Source organism: Shinella yambaruensis (assembly GCF_022899355.1).
GTDB lineage: Bacteria > Pseudomonadota > Alphaproteobacteria > Rhizobiales > Rhizobiaceae > Shinella > Shinella yambaruensis.
Window position 1 is genome coordinate 353,472 of sequence record NZ_JALJCK010000007.1, and the last position, 21,653, is coordinate 375,124.

The following is a 21,653-nucleotide window of genomic DNA, read 5'->3' on the forward strand; positions in this document are numbered from 1 at the left end:
TCCTAGTCAAGAGTCTTTGGCACCGTTTTGGTGAGCGGATTTCTTTTGCCTGAAGAGAGGTGAAGGAAAATGCGAAATGGAAATGTGACGACGCCCTTCGGGCGGCGGCCGATGACGCTTGCCCTGGTGAAGGGCCAGCTGGAGACGGCCGGCCGCAACCCGAACAAGGCGGTCGACAAGTGGAAGGTCTTCCGGGATGTCTGCGAGGCGAAGGATATCTTCGGGCTTCAGGATCGCGCGCTGGCTGTGCTTCACGCACTGCTGAGCTTTTATCCCGAGCCGGATCTCTCCGACGAGCGGGGTCTGGTGGTCTTTCCCTCGAACGCCCAATTGGCCATCCGTGCGCATGGCATCGCCGGAACGACGCTGCGGCGCCATCTGGCGGCCCTGGTGGATGCCGGGCTGATCCAGCGCCGCGACAGCCCGAACGGCAAGCGATATGCCCATCGCAACAGGGGAGGGGAGATCGAGGAGGCTTTCGGCTTCAACCTGGCGCCACTGCTTGCCCGTGCGGCCGAACTGGCGGGGATCGCTCAACAGGTGGCCGAGGAGAAGCTGCGTTTTAAGCGCGCCAAGGAGGCCCTGACGCTGTGCCGGCGCGACGTGCGCAAGTTGATTTCCGCGGCGATGGAAGAGGGGGCCGACGGCGATTGGGCGGCGATTGAGGACCTTTATCTCGCCCTGATCGCCCGGCTTCCGCGCCTGCCGCGGCGCGGCCAGGTCGACGCCGTGCTGGAAGAAATGGAGCTGCTGCGCGAGGAGATCATCAACCGTCTGGAAATGCAGGTAAAAGCAGAAAAAATGAACGGCAATGCTGTCCAACACGGACAGCATATACAGAATTCAAAACCCGACTCCATCCATGAACTTGAACCTAGCTCTAAAAACGAGCAGGGCGAGATGCCGAGGCAGGAGGTGAAACGGTTCGCGGTGCAGCCGAAGGCCTTCCCACTAGCGATGGTGCTGAAGGCTTGCCCCCAGGTTTGCGACTATGCCCCGGATGGTCGCATCACGCATTGGCACGACCTGTTGTCGGCGGCCGTGACGGTCCGCTCGATGCTGGGCGTCAGCCCTTCGGCCTACCAGGAGGCATGCGAGATCATGGGACCGGAGAACGCGGCGGTGGCAATGGCCTGTATCCTCGAGCGGGCAGGGCACATCAACTCCGCCGGCGGTTACCTGCGCGACCTGACACGAAAAGCCGCGCGCGGCGAATTCGGGCTCGGCCCGATGCTGATGGCGGCATTGCGGGCGAATGGCGCAGTAGAGAAACGCACAGGGTGACCGTCAGCTTTTTCGGCTCGCGCCCCGTTCAGCCGAGTGCCCTTGCTTGCTGGGCGTCCGTTTGCCGCAGGATACGGGCAGCTTCCATTTTAATGATCTGGTGGCAGGAGGAAAGGTTAGCCATGGCGGAGATAGTTCGGTCTTCGATACCGTCACGAGGCCTACCGCGTGCAGACCCGGCCATCGGATGTGACCCAGCCGGATCCTTTTACGCTTGCCTCCGCAGGCGGAAGTCGAAGTTCGTACGACCGTTTCTTGAACTCCGAAGCGCACTCCTGGGTGAGACGACGCCGGTGGAGGCAGTCAGGACGTTATAACAATATCACGGGGCATTCTGCCGGTGAGACTGTACCTTCCGGCTGGAGTCCTCAAGGTGAGGACGGCGGGATAGCAAGTGCAAGTGTGTTGTAGCGACGCCAGTGGTTGGCGGGCCGTATGGCGGCGCAGGCGCGTTTTGAGAGGGAGCTCGCTGTTTTCGGCTCATTTCTTCATAATGACCACAATGAGCGATAAGGCAACGTTATCCGGCATATTATTACGGTGACATCATGTGCGGCTTTCGTGCAATCATATGGGATAAAGTGCGCTCGTGCTGTAGCGCTCGCCCTCATGGATTCACCCTTTGCCCAGCCCGCTTCGCTTCTCACGCGACCCACCGTCTTGCCCGGCTAGGCCTTGCCGTACGGCCTGGAACCGGATGACCTTGTCGCAGCATTCGCTGCCGGCATGGCCCTGAAATCGCTTGATGATCTCGTTTCGACCGGGCCGCGCTGAGCTGGCTGCTGGAGCAAGACGCCGTGGCGGCGACGGCACCCGGCACGCACCTATCGCACTGGGCGATGACCCGCGTGTTCGACCGGCTGGAGGGGTTTGGCAAGGTGCGTGAACCGTCCGGCCACGCGTCGGCGATCCGAGCGTCGCAGGCCCCGACGTGGAAAGGTGCGCCCGCACTGAGTTCAAGGCGCGATGGTGCTGACGGCGATCGCCTATTTCCAGTCGATCACCCGCGGTGAGTTGCCGAAGATTTCTGGCAAGGAGGTCAGCCGGGACACGATCGCCTCCCTGCGCACGCCAATTACCTCACCTCCGGCCCGCGCAGCCCGACGCCGGGCGCGCCGTGCAAGCGAGCCAGCCATAGCGGTGCGCCGTTGATCGGCGTTTGCGCCGGCACGTTCGTGCTTGCGGAGGCCGGCCTCATGACGCAGCACTATACCTGCGTGAGCTGGCTACATTTCCGTGTGTTTCGCGCGCTTTTCCCCGATCACAGGGTGCGGGCGGACCGTATCTACAATCTCGACAAACAGCGAGACTCCTGTGCCGGTGGCAGCAGCGCGGCCGATATGGCCGCGACGATCGTCCGCCGCTTCATCAGCAGGGAAGCGGAGTGCAACGCCCTGGAAGTGCTGCAGCTCGACAAGGCACGCACGCTTGCCGACATCCAGCCGCGTCGGCCGTTGGCGCTCGATTGCGAAGACAATCGCCTGCGGGTTGTCCTGATCCTCATGGAAGGTCATCTCGATGAGACCTTGAGCGTCCAGAAGCTGGCGGCGACGGTCGGCGTGTCGTGTCGCCAACTGGAACGGCTCTTTACAACGCACCTGAAAATGTCGCCGGCCCGCGCCTACAAGCAGGTGAGGGTCGAGCATGCGAAGGCGCTGTTGTTGCAATCCAAATCACCGCTCATCGAGATTGCCCTGGAGGTCGGCTTCACGAGCGCATCGCATTTCGCCCGCGAGTTCAAGAGCATTGTGGGACAGACGCCGAGCCAGTTCCGGCAGGCTGCGTGAGGAGGCCCGAGCGGTCGGGAAAAGCTGTCGTTCAAGACACCGCGGATGTCGTAATTTCGACGGTCCTTTTGCCCCTCAAGTGAAATGCTGGCGACATTCAGGGTGCCATACCGGCCTTGCCGGGGTGGATAATTGGGAAGCCGGTCCAATGCCGGCGCTGCCCCCGCAACGGTAGCGGAACGAAATCTCGACGAATGCCACTGGCCGGCCAGCCGAGAGGGTCCTTAGGGGCGGTTCCGAAGCCCGGAAACCAGCCTTGAATCCATGACTCGGCCGATTGCGGTGGGCGATCGAGAGGCGAACGGCGTCCTCTCATGGACGCTCCGTTGCTTTCTCCTTTCCATCCTTCGTCGAGAGACGTTTCGCGGATCGCCCGGCGGTTCGCGTTTCGTCCTGACCACGATCCTGCCCGCGGAGGAGCGGGCCGGGCGGCTTCAACAAAGGAGGAGACAGAGCATGAGCAGGAACCGAGGCGTCGTTTACATGCGGCCCGGCAAGGTCGAGGTCCGCGACATCGATGATCCGAAACTCGAAGCGCCGGATGGCCGCCGCATCGAGCACGGCGTGATCCTCAAGGTAATTTCCACGAATATCTGCGGCTCCGACCAGCATATGGTGCGCGGCCGGACCACGGCGATGCCGGGCCTTGTCCTCGGCCACGAGATCACGGGCGAAGTGATCGAGAAGGGCATCGACGTCGAGATGCTTGAGATCGGCGACATCGTCTCGGTGCCCTTCAACGTCGCCTGTGGCCGCTGCCGCTGCTGCAAGTCGCAGGATACCGGCGTCTGCCTGACGGTGAATCCGTCGCGCGCCGGCGGCGCCTATGGCTATGTCGACATGGGCGGCTGGATCGGCGGGCAGGCACGCTACGTCACCATCCCCTATGCCGATTTCAACCTCCTGAAATTCCCCGATCGCGACAAGGCGATGGCCAAGATCCGCGACCTCACCATGCTCTCCGACATCCTGCCGACCGGCTTCCACGGCGCGGTGCGCGCGGGCGTCGGCGTCGGTTCGACCGTCTATGTGGCCGGTGCCGGCCCGGTCGGGCTTGCGGCGGCCGCTTCCGCGCGCATCCTCGGTGCGGCGGTCGTGATGATCGGCGATTTCAACAAGGACCGTCTCGCCCACGCGGCGAAGGTCGGCTTCGAGCCCATCGACCTCTCCAGGAGCGACCGGCTGGGTGACATGATCGCCGAAGTGGTCGGCACGAACGAGGTGGACAGCGCCATCGATGCCGTCGGCTTCGAGGCGCGCGGCCATGCGGGCGGCGAGCAGCCGGCCATCGTGCTCAACCAGATGATGGAGATCACCCGCGCCGCCGGCTCGATCGGCATTCCGGGCCTCTACGTCACGGAAGATCCGGGCGCGGTCGACAACGCAGCCAAGCAGGGCAGCCTGTCGCTGCGCTTCGGTCTCGGCTGGGCGAAGGCGCAGTCGTTTCATACAGGCCAGACGCCGGTGCTCAAGTACAACCGGCAGCTCATGCAGGCCATCCTGCACGACCGCCTGCCCATCGCCGATATCGTCAATGCGAAAATCATCGCGCTCGACGATGCGGTGCAGGGCTACGAGAGCTTCGATCAGGGCGCGGCAACAAAGTTCGTACTCGATCCCCATGGGGACCTGTTGAAGGCGGCCTGATGACATGAAACGGGCGCCGGCCGGTTCTCATGGCCGGCGCCGCAAGCACGATGGAATGCGCGCTGCCACACGGGCCACAGGATGGCGCCTCATCGATCAAGAATACCAGCATGGCTCACCTTCGGGATGTCTTGAAGGACCACATCGTCGATGACAGATCCGGTTGGAGCATGGGCTCCTTCGGCGCTGTCGCCGAGTTTCATCGGGATTGGGGCGAATATCTGGAAGCCGACGCGCCGACGATGTTCGTGCACGCGACGCCGCGTGGTGCAATCCGGCTGAATGCCGGAACGGTCGGGAGATCGTCCCTCTCGCCTATGAGGCCCTCAGCCCGAAGCCGCATCGATGGAGCCACGGCCTGGCACTTTGCCTGCCGCAGCCGGTTCGATCCCGGCAATCCGGCAAGCGACGCGATGAGGAGGGCACACCTCCATCGCGTCGCCTTGACTCGCATCGGCCGCATCGAGGTCTTCCAGAAGATCGGCGGGCCGGACACGGGCGGCGTTTCGCCCGCGGGGCTGCATACGCATCTCTTGCCGCAATTGCTGAAGTCGCGGTGCACGCATTCGGCCAACATCCCGATCCCGCGGTATCACGTTCCGCTCGGCTATCTTCATCCCGCCAATCCTGTGATGGGCGGGGATCGGGATTTCGACATCGATGATCACGCCGCTTCCAGGATCTGTTCGAGCGCTTCGCGCGCCGGGACCTGCCGATCCTGCGCAAGGCGGTGCTGGACGGGCTCGCCCGCAAGATAGACCCCGAGCAATTCCTAGCGCAATCCGACCGCTTCAGCCGGGCCACCGTGCGCATCATGCTGCGTCAGCAGTATCGGCTCGGGGCTTCCATCTGACGCAGGCAGCCAGTGGGACGATCTGTTCCTTGGTGGGGATAAGATTTGCCTGATTTGATCTCTGGAAACGGAACTGCTAGCCGCTGAATCGGCGGGGCACTGGTCCAAAAGGGCCGCCAAGAAAGACGCCCCTGCCTTCGATAGCTCTTTTGACCATCTTATAGTCGTTGTGCACCCGGCATTCTTGATTGTGACATCGGAATTGGCGACGTCTTTCAAGACGATCCTTAGTTTGGAGCTTCTTGAAATGGCCGGAAAGATTGACAGGATATATGACGCTCTCATTGGTGGCGCAGAACGAGGGCTGGTGGATGACGCGCTTTACCGCCATGTCCTGGCGGAATGTCCGAAGGCGAGCAGCAAGAGGATCGTGAAGGCTTCGCTGCTGGCGCTGACCGATCCGGGCGTGAAGGACGCCCAAATTCTGAAGGTCGTCTATGCCTTGGCCATCAGGCATCGGCTCGACCCGGTGATGGACAACGATTTCGAGCCCGTCGAGGAACCGACGGCCGACAAGGCCTTGGTGAAGAAGCGGAAACGCGTAAAGGCTTGAGATTGCAGCCTGAGACCCCCTTTGCACTTCTGACCGCTCGATGGCTCGTGCTGGACTGGCTCATAGGAGCTGGGGCCGCCCGGAATGCTTTGCCAATCATCCGCGATTTGGCGGGCGTGCGGGCACACGACCGCCGATTGCTGAACGAAGCCGCCGGTCGGTCGTGCCTCGTGTCGCTGCGAGGAGGAACGGCCGGATGGTGATCGAATGACCGACACCACCCGGACTGTCCATGCCTCAGGCGTTTTCGGTCTGGTCTTCTTCCTCGACCTTGTCGTCATCCTCGGTCTTGCCGGTTTCCCAGCTCAACTGAAACTCGATTTCGGCGCTGCCTTCCTCGATCTCGTAGACGATCGAAGCGACAGCGTCCTGCGGGATGACGACTTCCTCGTCCTCGAGCCGGATCGAGTAGTTTTCGTTCGATTCCAGCATATCCGCCAGCCGGCGGAGTTCCGCTGCGAATTCCGCTATGGAATAGGTCTTCTGGATTTCGCGTTCTGCTTCCATGACTGATCCTCTGTTTAGCAGTTGGCAGCAGCATGAAAGCGTTCGACTGCAAAACAACGATGAAGTTTTGATAGTATTTACATGATATTATTTACGTATCTTCTGTATATTGCGCGGATTGGTGAATCTGCGCAGCGGGAAATAACCCTCTGTCGAATGTAATATTTTCTTGTAGGGGGAATCAGCTCGGATCGTCGCGGTGGACGTCGTGGACGACCATGCCGATGGATTCCGGCGGCTTTTCGAGCCAGCGGCGGTGTTTCAGGGTCTTGCGCGTGTCCTGGTAGCCGGAATCCCAATGTTCACGCATCGAGGTGCCGGAGAACTCGTAGTCCTTGGCGTCGCTCTCGTAGATTTTCTGCTGGTAGATGAGATGGACGATGTTGATCTGCGGCACGTCCTCCATGGCCGTGAGAAACGCCCGGTCCTCGTCCCTCAAGGCCTCCGCCGGCACCCGCAGCAGCGCCTGGTGCAGCCTGAGGCGCAGGTTGTGCAGGCGGCGGAACGTATCGGTATTGTTGCGCGTGCGGCTGGAATACATGATGTCCTTGTGCCGCGCGAGCACATCCGCCATGTCGCGCGGCAGGATGCCCCGCGCGCTGAAAAGATCGACCTGGAAGACCAGCGTGTCGCGGACGTCCTCTTGTTCCAGCAGATATTGCAGCGGTGTGTTGGAGACGATACCGCCGTCCCAGTAGTATTCATTCTCGATGTGGGTCGCCGGGAAGGCCGGGGGCAGGGCGCCCGAGGCCATCACATGCTCGGGACCCAGGACTTCGATATGGCTGTCGAAATAGCGGTAGTTGCCGGTACGGACGTTCACCGCACCGACGCTGAGCCGCTGGCGGCGGTCGTTCAGCACGTCCCAGTCGATGAGGCGGTCGAGCGTCGACTTCAGTTCCGACGTATCGTAGAAGCTGGTCGCCCCCGAGGCGCCCGGTTGCTGCAGCCAGGGATTGACACGATGCGGCGCGAAGAAGCCGGGCAGGCCCGACATCATCGTCATCATCGAGCTCGCCTGGTTGCGCATCTTGCGGAAGAAGTCGCCCTCCGGCGTGAAATGCCAGATCTTGCGGGCGGAGATCGTCTCCCAGAAATCGCGCAGCCGGTCGAGGCGGTTCTCCCGGGCGTTGCCGGCGATGATGGCGGCGTTGACCGCGCCGATCGATACGCCCGACAGCCAGTTCGCTTCGATGCCGGCCTCGTCGAGGGCCTGGAAGACGCCGGCCTGATAGGCGCCGAGCGCCCCGCCGCCCTGGAAGACCAGGCCGACCGACTGATAGGCCGAGAGAAGATCGGCGATATCGGGCGTTTCGGATTTGCGCTTGGGCTTCAGCCTTGCCTGTTCGTCCATCATCCTGTTCCTCAAGCCGGATCGGCCATGTAGTCATGCACGACGTCGCCCATGCCCAGCGTGAGGTCGGCGATGAAATGCACGGCCGAGACGATTTCGAGCACCGGCAGGCGGGCGACGTCGGCGATGACGTGGCGGAAGAGCTGCAGGTCGGCCGGCCCCGTCCAGGCGCCCTTCACGGTCGCGTCCTCGAGATGGTAGCGCACCAGTTCGCAGATGCGTGGGCTCGCATCGACATGGGGAATGATCTTGACCAGGAAATTCGGCTTGCCGAGCGAACGGGCGACGTCGGCCGTATCGACCGCGCGGTGCTTGTAGCCCATCGTGGCGCTGGCGCAGAGCACGGAGCCGTAGTGCAGCGTGCCGACGATCACCTCGCCCTCATGCACGAGCTTGGGAAAGGCAAGCTTCTTCGGAAAGCCCCAGATTTCCCGGCCGCCGGCAATCGGCGCGTCGTCGTCGAGATACATGGCGTGGACATAGACGCCCTCCGCTCCGTTGAAGCGGACGGGGATGACCTGGCCGGATTCGGTGTAGTCGCCGAAGCCGGTGGAGTCGGGCATCTTGATGAATTCGTATTTGACGACGGGATCGACGATCTCCAGCGGTTCCGGCACGACGGCGCGCAGCGCGTCGGGATCCGTGCGGTAGCTGATAATGACATATTCCCGGTCGATGAAGCGGTACGGACCCGGCGGATAGGCGGGGTTGGTCAGCGGCATGGCATAGGCGTTGCGGACGTCGGCGGCTTTCATGTCGGTCGTTCCTGAATTTGCGAAATCGGGCGGGGCGATCAGTGTGCCGTCCAGCCGCCGTCGAGCGACAGGATGGCACCGGTCATGGAAGCTGCATCTCCGCCGGCGAGATAAAGGGCGAGGCCGGCAACCTGCTCGACCGTCACGAACTGCTTGGTCGGCTGGGCCTCGAGCAGCACGTCATGGATGACCTGCTCCTTGGTGAGGCCGCGCGCGGCCATCGTGTCGGGAATCTGCTTCTCGACGAGTGGTGTCCAGACATAGCCGGGGCAGATGGCATTGACGGTGACGCCGTTCGTCGCTGCTTCCAGCGCGACGGTTTTGGTCAGGCCCGCAATGCCATGCTTGGCCGCGACATAGGCGGACTTGTAGGGCGAGGCGACCAGCGCATGGGCCGAGGCGATGTTGATGATGCGGCCGAAGCCACGTTGCTTCATGCCGGGCAGGGCGGCCTTGATGGAATGGAAGGCGGCGATCAGGTTGATCTGGATGATCGCCTGCCATTTGTCGTCCGGGAATTCCTCGATGGGGGCGACATGCTGGATGCCGGCATTGTTGACGAGGATGTCACAGCCGCCGAACGTGTCGATCGCAAGCTGCACCATTGTACCGATCTCTTCGCCGGATAGCATGTTCGCCGGCGAATAGAGGCAGCGCGCGCCGAAATCCGCCTCGATAGCCGCACGTTCCGCTTCGATTGGCGCAGCATCGCCCAGTCCGTTGATGACAACATTCGCGCCTGCCGACGCAAAGCGCCGGGCGATCGCAAGGCCTATGCCGCTGGTGGAGCCGGTGACGATGGCGGTTCGGTTGGCGAGGGCATTCGGCTGGGTCGCGTCGTTCATCGGAGGCTCCATATCTTCGGCCTTGAGCGGTCGTGGCGTGATCTGGAGCACGCCGATATTTCATTGCGATGACAGTTGTTCCTGGTCATCTATGTGCTGTTTTTAATTATGGTCAATATCGTCACGAGAGCGTCAAACAAGATTATTAGTAAATAGTGGTCGAACACGCAGTGTATTAAATTTACGTCTTGAAGTCGTGCGCATTTCCATGCCTGCCAGTCGGTCATGACTGGCGGGGAGGCCCTCTGTTGTCTGAAATTGCGCAATACCGAGGGGAGATTCATGGTGAATTTGTTACGGCATCCCGGCTGCCAGGTCTGGCGCAGGCTTGCGCTGGCCCTTGGCGCTCTCATCCTTCTATCCGTACATGCCGCCCACGCCGAACCCATCCGGGGCGCCGGATCGACCTTTGCTGCACCGATCATCCATCTCTGGTCGCGCGACTACGAGGCGATGCGCACGGATGGCGGTGATTTCACGTCGCCGGATTGGCGCGTCGATTACGAGCCGGTCGGCTCGCTCGCCGGCATCATGCGGCTCGACCAGCTGGAAACGGACTTTGCGGCAACCGATGCGCCGCTGCCGTCGGATGAACTCAAGAAGCGCGGCTATACCCAGTTTCCCATCGTGATGGGCGGCATCGTGGTCGTGGCCAATCTGGACGGTGTCGGTGCGGAGGCGCTGCGTCTTTCCGGACCCGTCCTGGCCGACATCTATCTCGGCAAGGTGACGACATGGTCCGATCCGGCGATCAAGGTGCTTAACCCGGATCTGGCGCTGCCGGATGCGGCGATCGCGGTCTTTCACCGCGAGGACGGTTCGGGCTCAACCCTCACCTTCACCGGTTTCCTCGCCAAGGCCAGCCCGGAATGGGCAGAGAAGGTCGGTGCGGATACGCTGGTCAAATGGCCGCTCGGCAAGGGCGAGAAGGGCACCGGCGGGCTTGCGAGCCTCGCGGCCGCCACGAAGAACAGCATCTCCTATCTCGAATATGGCCAGGTCGTCCGCCTTGGTCTTCCCTATGCGACGCTTGAGAGCCAGGCCGGCACTTTCGTTCAGCCGAGCCCGGAGAGTTTCCAGGCAGGCCTTGAAGGCCTCGCCTGGGATCCCGCGACGGGCTCTCCCGCCACCGGTACGGCGACGGTGAGCGACAAGGCCTATCCGATGGCGGTCGTCACCTACGCTGTCGTGCCGCGGGATCGCGGAAAGGGGCGCGTCAACCGCGTGCTGGATCTCTTCCGACTCGCCTTCAGCCGCGGTGGCGATGAGGCGAGCGCACTCGGCTATATCCCCGTCCCGCCGGCGCTGGCCGGCAAGATCGAAGCGTACTGGACCACGAATCTGGGTTCCGTGAGCAACTGAGCCCGGCTTCGTCGCAATCGTTCTAATAGAAGCGAGTCTTCCCATGGAAATTGATATCTTCAAGGACATTCTCGTCCCCGTCATCGGCGGGTTGGGAATCTTCATGCTCGGTCTGGAGTTCATGGCCAACGGCATCCAGGCGCTTTCCGTCAACAGCATGCGAAACTTCCTTGCCAAGGCTGCGGGCACGCCGATCAAGGGTGTCATGGCCGGAACTCTGATCACCGGCGTCATTCAGTCCTCGACGGCCATGACGGTGATGGTGGTCGGTCTCGTCAATGCCGGCGTGGTCGGTCTCAGGCCGGCAATCAGCGTGATCATGGGCGCCAATATCGGCACGACGCTCGGCAATGGCCTGATCGCCCTGCCGCTTGGTCCGCTCGGTCTGATCTGCGGGGGTGTTTTCGCGCTGGTCTACTGCTTCGCCAAGAGCGAGAAGGTCCGTAACATTGCGCTCGCCTGCATGGGCTTCGCACTGATCTTCTATGGTCTCAACCTGATGACGGGTGGCCTGCGTCCCCTGCGTAACATGCCCGAGGTCATGGAATTGCTTCAGACGCTTCGGGCGGATTCCTACTTCAACCTCATCAAGTGCGTCCTCATCGCAGCCGGCATCACCGCGATGATCCACTCGTCGTCGGCAACGATCGGCATCGTCATGGGCCTGGGTGCAGCCGGCGTGCTCGACTGGACGACCGCCGTCGCCTTCTCGCTCGGCGCCGATCTCGGCACCACCATCACTTCGTGGATGGCCTCGCTCAACCTGTCCAAGAATGCCAAGCGCGCGGCCTACGCGCATATCTCCTTCAACATCATCGGCGTCTGCATCACCGTCCCGCTCTTCTTCGTCTCGATCGGCGTCTTGCAATGGACGATGGGCGTCTTCGGCATGGGTGATCCGGGTCTTGCGGTCATGGTCGACGGCAAGGAAACCTTCCCGCTCGTTCCTGTCGCGGTCGGCCTTTACTCGACGGTTTTCAACATCTTCAACACGGCACTGCTTTTTCCCTTCGTTGGTGTGTTCGAGCGTGTTCTGTCCCGTGTCGGGCGGTCGGACGAAGAGGATATCGAGGACTATTCGACCCCGAAGTTCCTCAGCCGCGAGGTTGCCAACGACTTCGCCCGTGCCGTTCCGGCCATCCAGCAGGAGACGACCCGTCACCTCCAGGCCGGTGCGATGTTCCTCAACATCGCCCGCGGCGACAGGAAGGCCCCGTCCGATCCGGGCGAGCACTATCTGGCGACCGACATCCTCAGCCGCGATATTCGCGCGTACACGGCCAACCTGATGAAGGAAGACCTGCCCTACGATCAGCTCGACCTCATCGCCAGCCTGATCGAGGAGGCGGACTTCACCGCGGCGCTCACGGAATCGATGCACCAGGTTGCGCGCCGGGTGAAGCGTGAGAAATTCTCGCCGCAGGCACAGGCGATCGTCGAAACCGCGCTGAACAAGCTCGATGTCTCGCTTCGCGCCATCATGCCGGACCATGGCATCGCCGATCCGCAGATGCCGGCGGGCCATGTCAGCTATCCCGACGTGGAGGAACTGCGCGCCAAGACGCTGGCGCTCGGGCCGAATGCCGGTGCTGCTGAACGGGGCACCATCCTTGCTCTGCTCGGTTCCGTCGAGCGTGCGGAAATCCTGATCCGTCGCATCGATGCCGAGCGCAAGTCGGTAAACCGGAAGAGCGTGCTCGCCCGCGCGAATATCCGGCGGGAGAACCGCGAGCAGCGGATGGATGACGGCGGCTTGAGCCCGGTTCCGGCCGAATAGGCCATATGCCATCGGTCACCGCGGCGGCTACGCTGCGGTGACTGCCCGGCCGCCGGCTCCGGCCTGCCGGACAGTTTTCGCATTTGGGAACGTCCCTTGAGCATAGTCCCTTATGCTTCCCCGATTTACCGAGAAGTCCCTCGTGAGTGTCGGCCTGATTGCTCTTCTTGACGATGTCGCGGCCCTTGCAAAGGCTGCCGCTGCATCGCTTGACGACATTGCCGCCCAGGCCGGGCAGGCCGGCGCCAAGGCAGCCGGCGTCGTCATCGACGATGCCGCCGTGACGCCGCGTTACGTCACCGGCTTCTCACCGGCGCGCGAGCTGCCGATTATCGGCCGGATTGCCCTTGGCTCGTTGAAGAACAAGCTGCTTTTTCTGCTCCCGGCGGCGCTGGTGCTGAGTCTTCTTGCGCCGCAGGCGATCACGCCGTTCCTGATGCTGGGTGGTCTCTATCTCTGCTACGAGGGTGCGGAAAAGGTCTATGAACTCATATCTCCGCACGGCGCCCATCGTCATGAAGAGGCGTTGGATACCATCGCGGTCGACGCCAAGACCTTCGAAAACGAGAAAGTCGCCGGTGCGATCCGCACGGACTTCATTCTGTCCTCCGAGATCATGGCGATCACGCTGGGTTCCGTGCCGGATGCGGGCATCGCCAGCCAGGCCTTGATACTGGCCGTCGTCGGCGTCGTGATCACGGTCGGTGTCTATGGTGTCGTCGCGCTCATTGTGAAAGCAGATGACGTCGGCCTCTGGCTTGCCCGCCGCCCCTCCCGCTCGCCGGCCGACGCCGGCCTTCGCATCATCGGTCAGGGTCTCGTTCAGGGCATGCCCTATCTCCTGAAGCTCCTCGGCATGGTCGGTACGGCGGCGATGATCTGGGTCGGCGGCGGCATCCTGCTGCATGGCGCCGAGATATTCGGCTTCGCATGGCCGAGCCACATCCTGCATGATGCCGCCGAGGCGGCTGCGCAAGCCGTTCCGGCATTCGGCGGCTTTCTTTCCTGGCTGGTCCAGGCCACGGGTTCCGGTATCCTCGGCCTGGCGATCGGCGCGGCGATGATCCCGGCCGTCGGCGGAATCATCGTGCCGGCATGGCGCTGGCTGAGCGGACGCCTTCGCAGGCTTCGCGCGGCTTGATCCGCCTCGCTTGTGACGGAATACCCCCTGCGGGCCATAACCTTTGGAGATGAGCCGTCTTGGCATCGGAAATCGAATTGAAGCTGGACCTGACGCCCGAGGCCGCGCAGGCGCTCCTGTCTTCCGGCCTGCTGCCGGCGGAGCCTGCCGTGTCGGACCTCAGGGCGATCTATTTCGACACGCCGGAGGAAGAGCTTCATGCTGCCGGCTTCTCCTTGCGCATCCGCCGGACGGGCGACCAGCGCATCCAGACCGTCAAGGCTGCGGGCGAGAGCGCGGCCAGCCTCTTCGTGCGTCCGGAATGGGAGCAGTCCGTCGAAAGCGACGTGCCTGTCCTCGACGACACGACGCCGCTGAAAGCCCTTCTCGGCGAGCGGGCACGGGCACTGCGTCCGGTGTTCGAGGTTGCCGTCACGCGGATGACCTGGCTCGTATCCTGGCGGGAGGCGCAGATCGAGCTTGTGCTCGATCGGGGCGAGATCGTCGCCGGCGACAGGCGCACGCCGGTCTGCGAGATCGAGCTGGAGCTGAAGTCGGGCGATCCCGCCGCTCTTTTTTCCTACGCGCGCGGGATCGCCGCCGAGGCGCCGCTGCGTCCCGGCGTGCTCAGCAAGGCGGAGCGGGGCTACAGGCTGCTTGGCCCTGCATTCTCCTCGGCGCCGGCCGAGCCGGTCCTTCTGTCGCAGGACATGGACGTGGAGAGGGCATTCCGCGTCGTCGCCGGCGCTTGCCTTCGCCAGTTCAGGCTGAACGAGATGCTGTTCGGTCGCGGTGATGTGGAGGTTGTGCATCAGGCACGGGTCGCCCTTCGGCGCCTGCGTTCGGCGCTCGCCGCGTTCGCGCCCGTGGTCGCGGACGATGCGCTGGGCCACCTGAAGGACGAGCTGCGCTGGCTGGCCGGCGTTCTGGGCGCAGTGCGCGACCTCGACGTACTGATCCCCGGACAACGGGATGCGGCGGCACGCGCCGCACTGGAGCAGGCGCGCCGCGAGGCCTTCGAAAGGGCGACCGATGCCCTGGCGTCGCCCCGGGCACAGGCGCTGATGCTCGACCTGTCGGAATGGCTTGCCTGCGGCGACTGGCATCATCGTCCGTCGCTGGCGGAAATGCGCGCGATGCCCTTGCGTGATTTCGCGATCGCCGCCCTCGACCGGTTGCGGCGGAAGGTGAAAAGGCAGGGTCGCGACCTCGCCGACCTCGATGACGAGGCGCGCCACAGGATGCGCAAGGACGCCAAGAAGCTGCGCTATGCGGCCGAGTTCTTCGCCAGCCTTTTCCAGGGCAGGAAGCAGCGGCGGCGCTATGGCGACTTCATCGAGGCGCTGAAAACGCTGCAGGACGCTCTCGGTGTGCTGAACGACAGGGCGAACACATCGAGGCACCTCGCCGAGGCCGGCCTCTTTCCCGAAGAGATGCCGCAGAAGAAGGGGGCGGACGAGGCGGAGATACTGAAGGTCGCCGTGGAGGCGCATGATGCCTTCTGCGACGCCAGGCGCTTCTGGCGCTGAACGAAAGGGCCGCCCGGCTTCGCGAGGATCGCGCTCCCTGCTTTTCACATGGCTGTCAAGACCGGCCGCTATCTGCTGGCCCGGCCGGGCATTCCCGACCGTCCGGATTCGCTGGGAGACATCATGGCCGTCGTCGCATCCTGCCTTTATCGCGAAGGACGCCGCATGGAGGAGGTGCCGTTTTCCGCCGTCGCCGTGCCGGCAGAGCCCCACGACTTCATCTGGATCGGTCTGCATGAGCCGACCGCCGAGGAAATGGCGCTGCTGAAGGCGCGCTTCGACCTGCACGAACTGTCCGTCGACGATGCGCTCAACCCGCTGCAAACGCCGAAACTCAGCGCCTACGACGACCAGATTTTTGTGCTCGCCCAGACGGCGAAGCTCGAAGGCGACAGGATCGTTTACGGGCGCACCGGCATTTTCGTCGGCGAGCGCTATATCATCACCGTGCGGCACGGATCCGAGCGGGGGCACGGCGCGTTGCGCGGCCGGCTCGAAATGTCGCCGCATACGCTCAGCCATGGCACCGACTATATTCTCCACGCCATTCTCGATTTCATCGTCGACGGCTACCTGCCGATCGCCCGCACGATCGAGGATTCCGTGCTCGACATGGAGCGCACCATGCTCGACGCGTTTCTCGACCGGGACCAGATCAAGCTGATCTTCCGCCTGCGCCGCGAGGTCATCCTGTTCCAGCGTGTTCTCGATGCAATGCTCGATCTGTGCGGCAAGCTGGTGCATCTGGACCTGCCGTGCCTCGATGCCGAGGCGAAGCCCTATTTCCGCGATGCGCTGCAGCACATGCATCGCGTCGAGCAGACGGTCGGCGGTCTCAGGGACGTCATCACCTCGGTCTTCGAGGCGAGCAATCTGCTCGAGCAGCAGCGGCAGGGCACGATCACCCGCCAGCTTGCCTCCTGGGCGGCGATCCTCGCCGTACCGACGGCGATCGCCGGTATTTACGGCATGAACTTCGAGAACATGCCGGAACTCGGAACCCGTTACGGCTATTTCGTCGTTCTCGGGATAATCACCGTTTTCTGCAGCGTGCTGTACTTCCGGTTCAAGCGCTACAAGTGGATCTGAGGCCGTTCCAGGAGGGCGCCGAATTGCGCTTCGTCACAAAAGCGTCGTCGATGTTTCCTATAGGATTCCGGCGGGAAAGGCGCGGAACAGCCGGGCCGGGCAGGTCGTTTCGGCCATGCGCCGACTGGCGCCGCCAAGCCACCGTCGTCGTCATTGCCTGCTTCGGTGTCCTGACGCGGATTGCCCTTCGATCGTCCCGGTGGCGGCTGCTTCCGGGTGCCGTTTCCACCCCTTGAGGATATCGCCCCATGTTCAACGACGATCATCTCAACCGCATCAAGGCGGAGATTGCCGACAGCTTCGACGAGGAGCTGGAAATGCAGATCGAGGAGGAGCGGCTGGACGATCTCATTGCCGAAGGCATGTCCGAAGTGCCCGTCCAGACCCTTGAACGCCGTGTCTATTTCCGTGAGCTGTTCCGCCTCCAGCACGAGCTGGTCAAATTGCAGGATTGGGTGCAGCACAAGAAGCTCAAGGTGGTGGTGCTGTTCGAGGGGCGCGATTCCGCGGGCAAGGGTGGCGCCATCAAGCGCGTCACCCAGCGCCTCAATCCGCGCGTCTGCCGCGTCGTCGCCCTGCCGGCGCCCACCGAGCGCGAGCGCAATCAATGGTACTTCCAGCGCTATGTGCCGCATCTGCCGACCGCCGGCGAAATGGTCCTCTTCGACCGCTCCTGGTACAACCGCGCCGGCGTCGAGCGCGTCATGGGCTTTTGTTCGGATGACGAGCTGGAGGAGTTCTTCCGCTCCGTGCCGGAATTCGAGCGCATGCTGGTGCGCTCCGGCATCATTCTTATCAAGTACTGGTTCTCCATTACCGATGACGAGCAGGAATTCCGCTTCCGCATGCGCATCCACGACCCGCTGAAGCAGTGGAAGCTTTCCCCGATGGACCTCGAAAGCCGCGTCCACTGGGAAGACTACACCAAGGCGAAGGAGGAGATGCTGGAGCGCACGCATATTCCGGAAGCGCCCTGGTGGATCGTCGAGGCTGTCGACAAGAAGAAGGCGCGCCTCAACTGCATCGCGCATCTGCTGGCGCAAATCCCCTACGAGGATATTCCGAAGCCTGCCATCGAGCTGCCGGAGCGCGTCCGCAACGACGACTATATCCGTCATGAGCCGCCGGACGAGATGTATGTCCCGGAAGTCTACTGACGCCGGTTCCCGCACTTGACCCTGCTGGACCAGAGGGAGAGAGGCATGGCGCCGGGCCTCGTCGGCGCCTATCGCGGCCACCCCGGCGGTCCGCTCATGCCGATTGCCCCGCAGGACATCGACGCTGCGCTTGCCGCCGAGGACGGCTGGGTGTGGCTGCATGTCGATCTCGTCGACCAGCGCATGCTGAGCTGGCTGGCCGGCAAGTGCCCGTTGCCGGCGGCGGCGCGCTCCATCCTCGAAGGCCATGACGAAAGCCTCGTCCTCGGTTACGAGGCGGGCACGGTTCACGGCGTCGTCGCCGACCTGCAGCAGGACATGGAGCGTACCTCCACCACGATCGGCCGGCTGCATTTCGCCCTGACGGAGCGTCTGCTCGTCACCGGCCGGCGCCATCCCGTCGAGGCTGTGAACCGGGTGCGGCGCTCGTTCGCCGACGGCTTCTGCCCGGCGACGGCCTACGAACTCTTCGAGGCCATCGTTGCGGCCTTCTGCAAGAGCACCGCCATCAGGCTCAAGGACGCCGCGGCGATTCTCGACGCGGTGGAGGACCGGCTGGTCACCGAGCGGCTCAGCGACGAGCGGCGCAGCCTGAAGGAAGTGCGGCGCCTCGCCGTCTCGCTGCATCGGCCCGTCGCGGGCATGGTAGCGCTTTTCGAGGAGGAGGACCGGGAGGACTGGGCACTCTCCGAGCACGCCCATGCCGTTCTCCGGCGGCTCTCCATGCGGCTGGAACGGCTTGACCGCGAAATCGTCATGGTCAACGACCGCGCCCGGCTGCTCCAAGAGGAGATGGCGGCGGAGCTTGCGGACGAATCCAACCGGAGCCTGAGGGCAATGGCCGTCATGAGCGCGCTATTGCTGCCCGGCACGCTGGTCGTCGGCGTCTTCGGCATGAACACCGGCGGGCTTCCCTTCAGCGAGGGCAACACCGGTTTCTTGTGGGCGATGATGCTCGGCATCGCCGCGACCGCGCTGTTCTACTGGCTCTTGCGCCGCGCGGGCATCAGCCTGCGGTTCTAGGTATACAATCCGGATCGTATCGGCGACTCTTCGAACGATGAAGTATAGATGCATAAGATGCTTTCTCACTGAAGAGGTCGATCCAAAAAAGGTTTGAACGTAATGTCAGGTCAGGTCCCAGCCACAGGGCGCCGCCTCTATGCGATCGGCGACATTCATGGGCGTGCCGATCTTCTCGATAGGCTGCTTGCCCATATCCGTTCGGCGGAGGAGGGGAGCCGCGTCATCTTCCTCGGTGATCTCATCGATCGCGGGCCGGACAGCCGGGCCGTGCTCGATATGGTGGCCGCCCACCTGCGGGAAGACAGCGCCTCGCATCTCATCCTCGGCAATCATGACTGGTTTCTGCGCGAATTCCTGCTCGACCGTCTCGCTGCCGACGATCTCCGGCGGTGGATCGATCAATATGGCGCGACGGGGGCCTTGCTGTCCTATGGCATCGCCGATCCCGCGGCCGACTGGACCGCCACGCGCCGCCGGATCCTCGGCGGATGGCCCGGGCATCGCGATGTGCTGTGCGCGGCACGCCACGTCCTTGTCGAGGAGCCGTTCTGCTTCGTTCACGCCGGCCTGCGGCCGCAAGTGCCGCTTGCCATGCAGTCTGCCGAGGACCTGATGTGGATCAAGGCGGAATTCCTCGATTATCGCGGGGCCTTCGAGCATCGCGTCGTCCACGGCCACACGCCGACCGCCTCCGGCCTGCCGGAGGTCTACCCCAACCGCATCGCGCTCGACACCCATGCCTTCAAGTCCGGCCATCTGACGGCGGCCGTCTTCGAAGAGGGCAGGCTGTCGCACTTCCTGCGCACGGCGGTTTCCGCCGATGGCACCGTCACGGTGGAGCCGCTGGCCGCTCCGGCCTGAAACCGTCATCCAACTGTCATCCAAGGCGAATATTGCACCGGCAATTGTTGCAAGAAGCCATTGCCGATGTCGAAGAAAATTGACCAGGATGCCGATGCGGTATCCGCCCATGACCTGGCGCTGCACTATGGCGACACGATTGTCCTCAAGGGCATCGACCTTTCGCTTTCGAGGGGCAGGACCCTTGCGCTGCTCGGGCCCTCGGGTTGCGGCAAGACCACGCTTCTCAGGCTCGTCGCCGGGCTTCTCCAGCCGACCCGCGGCACGGTGAGGATTGCCGGCCAGCCGGTCGCCGACGCGAGGACTGGCCTCTTCGCGCCGCCGGAACGGCGCAATCTCGGCATGGTCTTCCAGGACTACGCGCTCTGGCCGCATCTGACGGTCGGCGGCAATGTCTCCTTCCCGCTCGAAATGCGGGGTGTCGCCCGGGCGGAGCGCGCGGCGCGGACGATGCGCGCCCTCAGGCGCGTCGGCCTCGAAGCCTATGTCGATCGGCGCCCGAGCGACCTTTCCGGCGGCCAGCAGCAGCGCGTCGCCATTGCGCGGGCCATCGTGGCCGAGCCGCGGCTCATCCTCTTCGACGAGCCGCTGTCCAATCTCGACCGTGAGCTGCGCGAGAACATGGTGGGCGAGCTTGCCGGCCTCATTGCCGAACTCCGGCTCACCGCCATTTACGTCACCCACGACCATGCGGAGGCGCTGACCCTTGCCGATGAGGTCGCCGTCATGCGTGCCGGTGAAATCGCCCAGCTCGCGGCGCCGGACGATCTCGTCGCACGCCCGGCGAGCGCCGAGGTGGCCGATTTCCTGCGGCTCGGCGGAACGGCGCGGCTTTCCTGGCGCAGCGGCACCTGGTTTCTCGCCGGCAGCGACCACGCGGTGGCGCACGAGGCCGCACCGTCCCGTGGCCGCGAGGCACAGGTCCTGCTGCCGCTTGCCGCCGTCGCACTGAGCGGACCGTCCCACAAGGCGCTTCCGGCCAGGGTCGTGCGCTCCCAGTTCCGCGGTGACGGCCATCTGGCGACGGTGGTGCTCGCCGGCTCGCCCGATGTCGAGCTGCAGCTTCTCAGCGCCGCGCGGCTGCGCCCCGGCGAACAGATCGGACTTTCCATAGACCCCGGCCGGATCCGCTGGTTCGGGGAGGAAAGCCATAGCACGCAAGAAAAGAAGGTTGTGACATGTTGAAATCGATCAAGGGGCTCGTTACCGGCGCCGTATCGACCCTGCTCCTGGCAGGTGTCGCCCATGCCGACATCACCGTCTACACCGCCGGCCCGCAGAGCCTCATCGACAAGCTCGCCGAAGGCTTCACCACCGAGACCGGGGTCAAGGTGAACGTCTTCCAGGCCACGACCGGCAAGGTCATGGCTCGCATCGAGGCGGAAGCCGCCAATCCGGTGGTCGATGTCCTGATCTCGGCCTCCTGGGATACGGCGACCGACTTTGCAAAACGCGGCTGGCTCGTGCCCTATGCCAGCCCGAACGCCGAGAAGGTGCCGGCCTTCCTGAAGACCGAAACCGCCGTCGCACAGGGCGTCTCTGCCCTCGGCATCGCCTGGAACACCAAGAGCGGCACGACGAAGCCCGCCGAATGGGCCGACCTCACCAAGTCGGAATTCAAGGACCTCGTCAACATTCCCGACCCGGCACAGTCCGGCTCGTCCTTCGAGCTGACCGCGGCGCTCGCCGGCCAGGACGACTTCAAGCTCTTCAAGGACCTGAAGGAGAACGGCGCGGTCATCGCCGGCGCCAATGCCGAGGCGCTGAATCCGGTGCTGCAGGGCGCCAAGGCCGCCGTCTTCGGCGCCGTCGACTACATCACCTTCGGCAGCAAGGCCAAGGGCGAGAGCATCGACGTGATCTTCCCGGAATCGGGCACCGTCATCGCGCCGCGCCCGGTCATGATCCTCAACTGGTCCAAGAACCAGGACGAGGCCAAGAAGTTCGTCGACTACATGCTGTCCGACGCCGGCCAGACGCTCGTCGCCAAGACGTTCCTGATGCCGGCCCGCAGCGACATCCCGGCCGATCGCCCGCTCATCGCGGACCTGAAGCTGCTGAGCTACGATGCGGCGGCCGTTCAGGGCAAGCGCAAGGAAACCCTGCAGCAGGTTTCCGACATCTTCGGCGCCGACTGAGGTGATCCC

18 protein-coding genes, 4 pseudogenes and 1 riboswitch are annotated in these 21,653 nt (G+C 63.6%); of the genes and pseudogenes, 18 read left to right on the plus strand and 4 right to left on the minus strand.

The genetic code is table 11. From position 1 onward, the window contains the following. Window positions 1-69 precede the first annotated feature (69 nt). The 8 genes and pseudogenes from repC (at window position 70) to MUU56_RS18880 (ending at window position 6,124) form a co-directional block, all read left to right on the plus strand. Entirely contained in the window at window positions 70-1,284 is a 1,215-nt protein-coding gene (gene repC / locus MUU56_RS18850) for a plasmid replication protein RepC (RefSeq protein ID WP_244768816.1), read from the plus strand. Between the two features lie 797 nt (window positions 1,285-2,081). Continuing rightward, window positions 2,082-2,297, plus strand: a complete 216-nt coding sequence (locus MUU56_RS32715) for a hypothetical protein (protein WP_398432779.1) — start codon at window positions 2,082-2,084, stop codon at window positions 2,295-2,297. 108 nt (window positions 2,298-2,405) lie between these two features. After that, window positions 2,406-3,071: pseudogene (locus MUU56_RS18865) on the plus strand (GlxA family transcriptional regulator); the annotation flags it as partial. Window positions 3,072-3,154: 83 nt separating this feature from the next. Further along, window positions 3,155-3,344: riboswitch (cobalamin riboswitch) on the plus strand. A 183-nt stretch (window positions 3,345-3,527) separates the two neighbouring features. After that, a complete protein-coding gene (gene fdhA, locus MUU56_RS18870) occupies window positions 3,528-4,718 on the plus strand; it encodes a formaldehyde dehydrogenase, glutathione-independent (protein WP_244768817.1) in 1,191 nt (396 codons plus the stop codon). 110 nt (window positions 4,719-4,828) lie between these two features. Next, a pseudogene (locus tag MUU56_RS32945) lies at window positions 4,829-4,993 on the plus strand (DUF6925 family protein); the annotation flags it as partial. Next, a pseudogene (locus MUU56_RS32950) lies at window positions 4,936-5,053 on the plus strand (hypothetical protein); the annotation flags it as partial. The pseudogenes MUU56_RS32945 and MUU56_RS32950, both read left to right, overlap by 58 nt. Next, window positions 5,036-5,571: pseudogene (locus MUU56_RS32955) on the plus strand (DUF6925 family protein). The pseudogenes MUU56_RS32950 and MUU56_RS32955, both read left to right, overlap by 18 nt. A gap of 247 nt (window positions 5,572-5,818) precedes the next feature. Continuing rightward, window positions 5,819-6,124, plus strand: a complete 306-nt coding sequence (locus MUU56_RS18880; RefSeq protein ID WP_244768819.1) for a hypothetical protein — start codon at window positions 5,819-5,821, stop codon at window positions 6,122-6,124. A gap of 237 nt (window positions 6,125-6,361) precedes the next feature. On the opposite strand, the gene MUU56_RS18885 is transcribed toward MUU56_RS18880, so the two are convergent. The 4 genes from MUU56_RS18885 to MUU56_RS18900 form a co-directional block, all read right to left on the minus strand. Next, window positions 6,362-6,631 (minus strand): amphi-Trp domain-containing protein, encoded by a 270-nt coding sequence (locus MUU56_RS18885; protein ID WP_244768820.1) that lies wholly within the window; start codon window positions 6,629-6,631, stop codon window positions 6,362-6,364. A 181-nt stretch (window positions 6,632-6,812) separates the two neighbouring features. Continuing rightward, entirely contained in the window at window positions 6,813-7,985 is a 1,173-nt protein-coding gene (locus MUU56_RS18890; protein WP_398432801.1) for a patatin-like phospholipase family protein, read from the minus strand. Window positions 7,986-7,996: 11 nt separating this feature from the next. Beyond that, complete coding sequence (locus MUU56_RS18895; RefSeq protein WP_244768822.1) at window positions 7,997-8,740, minus strand: acetoacetate decarboxylase; 744 nt, start codon at window positions 8,738-8,740, stop codon at window positions 7,997-7,999. A gap of 38 nt (window positions 8,741-8,778) precedes the next feature. After that, on the minus strand, window positions 8,779-9,585 hold the full coding sequence (locus MUU56_RS18900; protein WP_244768823.1) for a 3-hydroxybutyrate dehydrogenase: 807 nt from the start codon (window positions 9,583-9,585) through the stop codon (window positions 8,779-8,781). A gap of 282 nt (window positions 9,586-9,867) precedes the next feature. Between MUU56_RS18900 and pstS the strand changes: the two genes are divergently transcribed. From pstS to MUU56_RS18950, 10 genes are all read left to right on the plus strand, one after another. Then, window positions 9,868-10,947: a phosphate ABC transporter substrate-binding protein PstS gene (gene pstS / locus MUU56_RS18905; protein WP_244768824.1), complete on the plus strand. Its 1,080-nt coding sequence runs from the start codon at window positions 9,868-9,870 to the stop codon at window positions 10,945-10,947. 43 nt (window positions 10,948-10,990) lie between these two features. Continuing rightward, the gene (locus MUU56_RS18910; RefSeq protein ID WP_244768825.1) at window positions 10,991-12,724 is read left to right on the plus strand and encodes a Na/Pi cotransporter family protein; all 1,734 of its coding nucleotides are present in this window, start codon (window positions 10,991-10,993) and stop codon (window positions 12,722-12,724) included. 142 nt (window positions 12,725-12,866) lie between these two features. Next, window positions 12,867-13,865: a DUF808 domain-containing protein gene (locus MUU56_RS18915; RefSeq protein WP_244768826.1), complete on the plus strand. Its 999-nt coding sequence runs from the start codon at window positions 12,867-12,869 to the stop codon at window positions 13,863-13,865. A gap of 59 nt (window positions 13,866-13,924) precedes the next feature. Then, the gene (locus MUU56_RS18920; protein WP_244768827.1) at window positions 13,925-15,373 is read left to right on the plus strand and encodes a CYTH and CHAD domain-containing protein; all 1,449 of its coding nucleotides are present in this window, start codon (window positions 13,925-13,927) and stop codon (window positions 15,371-15,373) included. Between the two features lie 123 nt (window positions 15,374-15,496). Then, window positions 15,497-16,462: a magnesium and cobalt transport protein CorA gene (locus MUU56_RS18925; RefSeq protein WP_244768858.1), complete on the plus strand. Its 966-nt coding sequence runs from the start codon at window positions 15,497-15,499 to the stop codon at window positions 16,460-16,462. Between the two features lie 248 nt (window positions 16,463-16,710). Further along, the gene (gene ppk2 / locus MUU56_RS18930; protein WP_244768828.1) at window positions 16,711-17,619 is read left to right on the plus strand and encodes a polyphosphate kinase 2; all 909 of its coding nucleotides are present in this window, start codon (window positions 16,711-16,713) and stop codon (window positions 17,617-17,619) included. A gap of 45 nt (window positions 17,620-17,664) precedes the next feature. Further along, on the plus strand, window positions 17,665-18,642 hold the full coding sequence (locus tag MUU56_RS18935) for a CorA family divalent cation transporter (RefSeq protein WP_244768829.1): 978 nt from the start codon (window positions 17,665-17,667) through the stop codon (window positions 18,640-18,642). A 102-nt stretch (window positions 18,643-18,744) separates the two neighbouring features. Further along, window positions 18,745-19,506 (plus strand): metallophosphoesterase, encoded by a 762-nt coding sequence (locus tag MUU56_RS18940; protein WP_244768830.1) that lies wholly within the window; start codon window positions 18,745-18,747, stop codon window positions 19,504-19,506. 66 nt (window positions 19,507-19,572) lie between these two features. After that, on the plus strand, window positions 19,573-20,691 hold the full coding sequence (locus MUU56_RS18945) for an ABC transporter ATP-binding protein (RefSeq protein ID WP_244768831.1): 1,119 nt from the start codon (window positions 19,573-19,575) through the stop codon (window positions 20,689-20,691). Continuing rightward, a complete protein-coding gene (locus MUU56_RS18950; protein ID WP_244768832.1) occupies window positions 20,685-21,644 on the plus strand; it encodes an ABC transporter substrate-binding protein in 960 nt (319 codons plus the stop codon). Before MUU56_RS18945 ends, MUU56_RS18950 begins: the two co-directional genes overlap by 7 nt. Window positions 21,645-21,653 lie beyond the last annotated feature (9 nt).

Coding starts and splice junctions, on each gene's coding strand:
- repC (WP_244768816.1), top strand. CDS start 70: ATGCGAAATGGAAATGTGACGACGCCCTTCGGGCGGCGGCCGATGACG.
- fdhA (WP_244768817.1), top strand. CDS start 3,528: ATGAGCAGGAACCGAGGCGTCGTTTACATGCGGCCCGGCAAGGTCGAG.
- MUU56_RS18880 (WP_244768819.1), top strand. CDS start 5,819: ATGGCCGGAAAGATTGACAGGATATATGACGCTCTCATTGGTGGCGCA.
- MUU56_RS18885 (WP_244768820.1), bottom strand. CDS start 6,631: ATGGAAGCAGAACGCGAAATCCAGAAGACCTATTCCATAGCGGAATTC.
- MUU56_RS18890 (WP_398432801.1), bottom strand. CDS start 7,985: ATGGACGAACAGGCAAGGCTGAAGCCCAAGCGCAAATCCGAAACGCCC.
- MUU56_RS18895 (WP_244768822.1), bottom strand. CDS start 8,740: ATGAAAGCCGCCGACGTCCGCAACGCCTATGCCATGCCGCTGACCAAC.
- MUU56_RS18900 (WP_244768823.1), bottom strand. CDS start 9,585: ATGAACGACGCGACCCAGCCGAATGCCCTCGCCAACCGAACCGCCATC.
- pstS (WP_244768824.1), top strand. CDS start 9,868: ATGGTGAATTTGTTACGGCATCCCGGCTGCCAGGTCTGGCGCAGGCTT.
- MUU56_RS18910 (WP_244768825.1), top strand. CDS start 10,991: ATGGAAATTGATATCTTCAAGGACATTCTCGTCCCCGTCATCGGCGGG.
- MUU56_RS18925 (WP_244768858.1), top strand. CDS start 15,497: ATGGCCGTCGTCGCATCCTGCCTTTATCGCGAAGGACGCCGCATGGAG.
- ppk2 (WP_244768828.1), top strand. CDS start 16,711: ATGTTCAACGACGATCATCTCAACCGCATCAAGGCGGAGATTGCCGAC.
- MUU56_RS18935 (WP_244768829.1), top strand. CDS start 17,665: ATGGCGCCGGGCCTCGTCGGCGCCTATCGCGGCCACCCCGGCGGTCCG.
- MUU56_RS18940 (WP_244768830.1), top strand. CDS start 18,745: ATGTCAGGTCAGGTCCCAGCCACAGGGCGCCGCCTCTATGCGATCGGC.
- MUU56_RS18945 (WP_244768831.1), top strand. CDS start 19,573: ATGTCGAAGAAAATTGACCAGGATGCCGATGCGGTATCCGCCCATGAC.
- MUU56_RS18950 (WP_244768832.1), top strand. CDS start 20,685: ATGTTGAAATCGATCAAGGGGCTCGTTACCGGCGCCGTATCGACCCTG.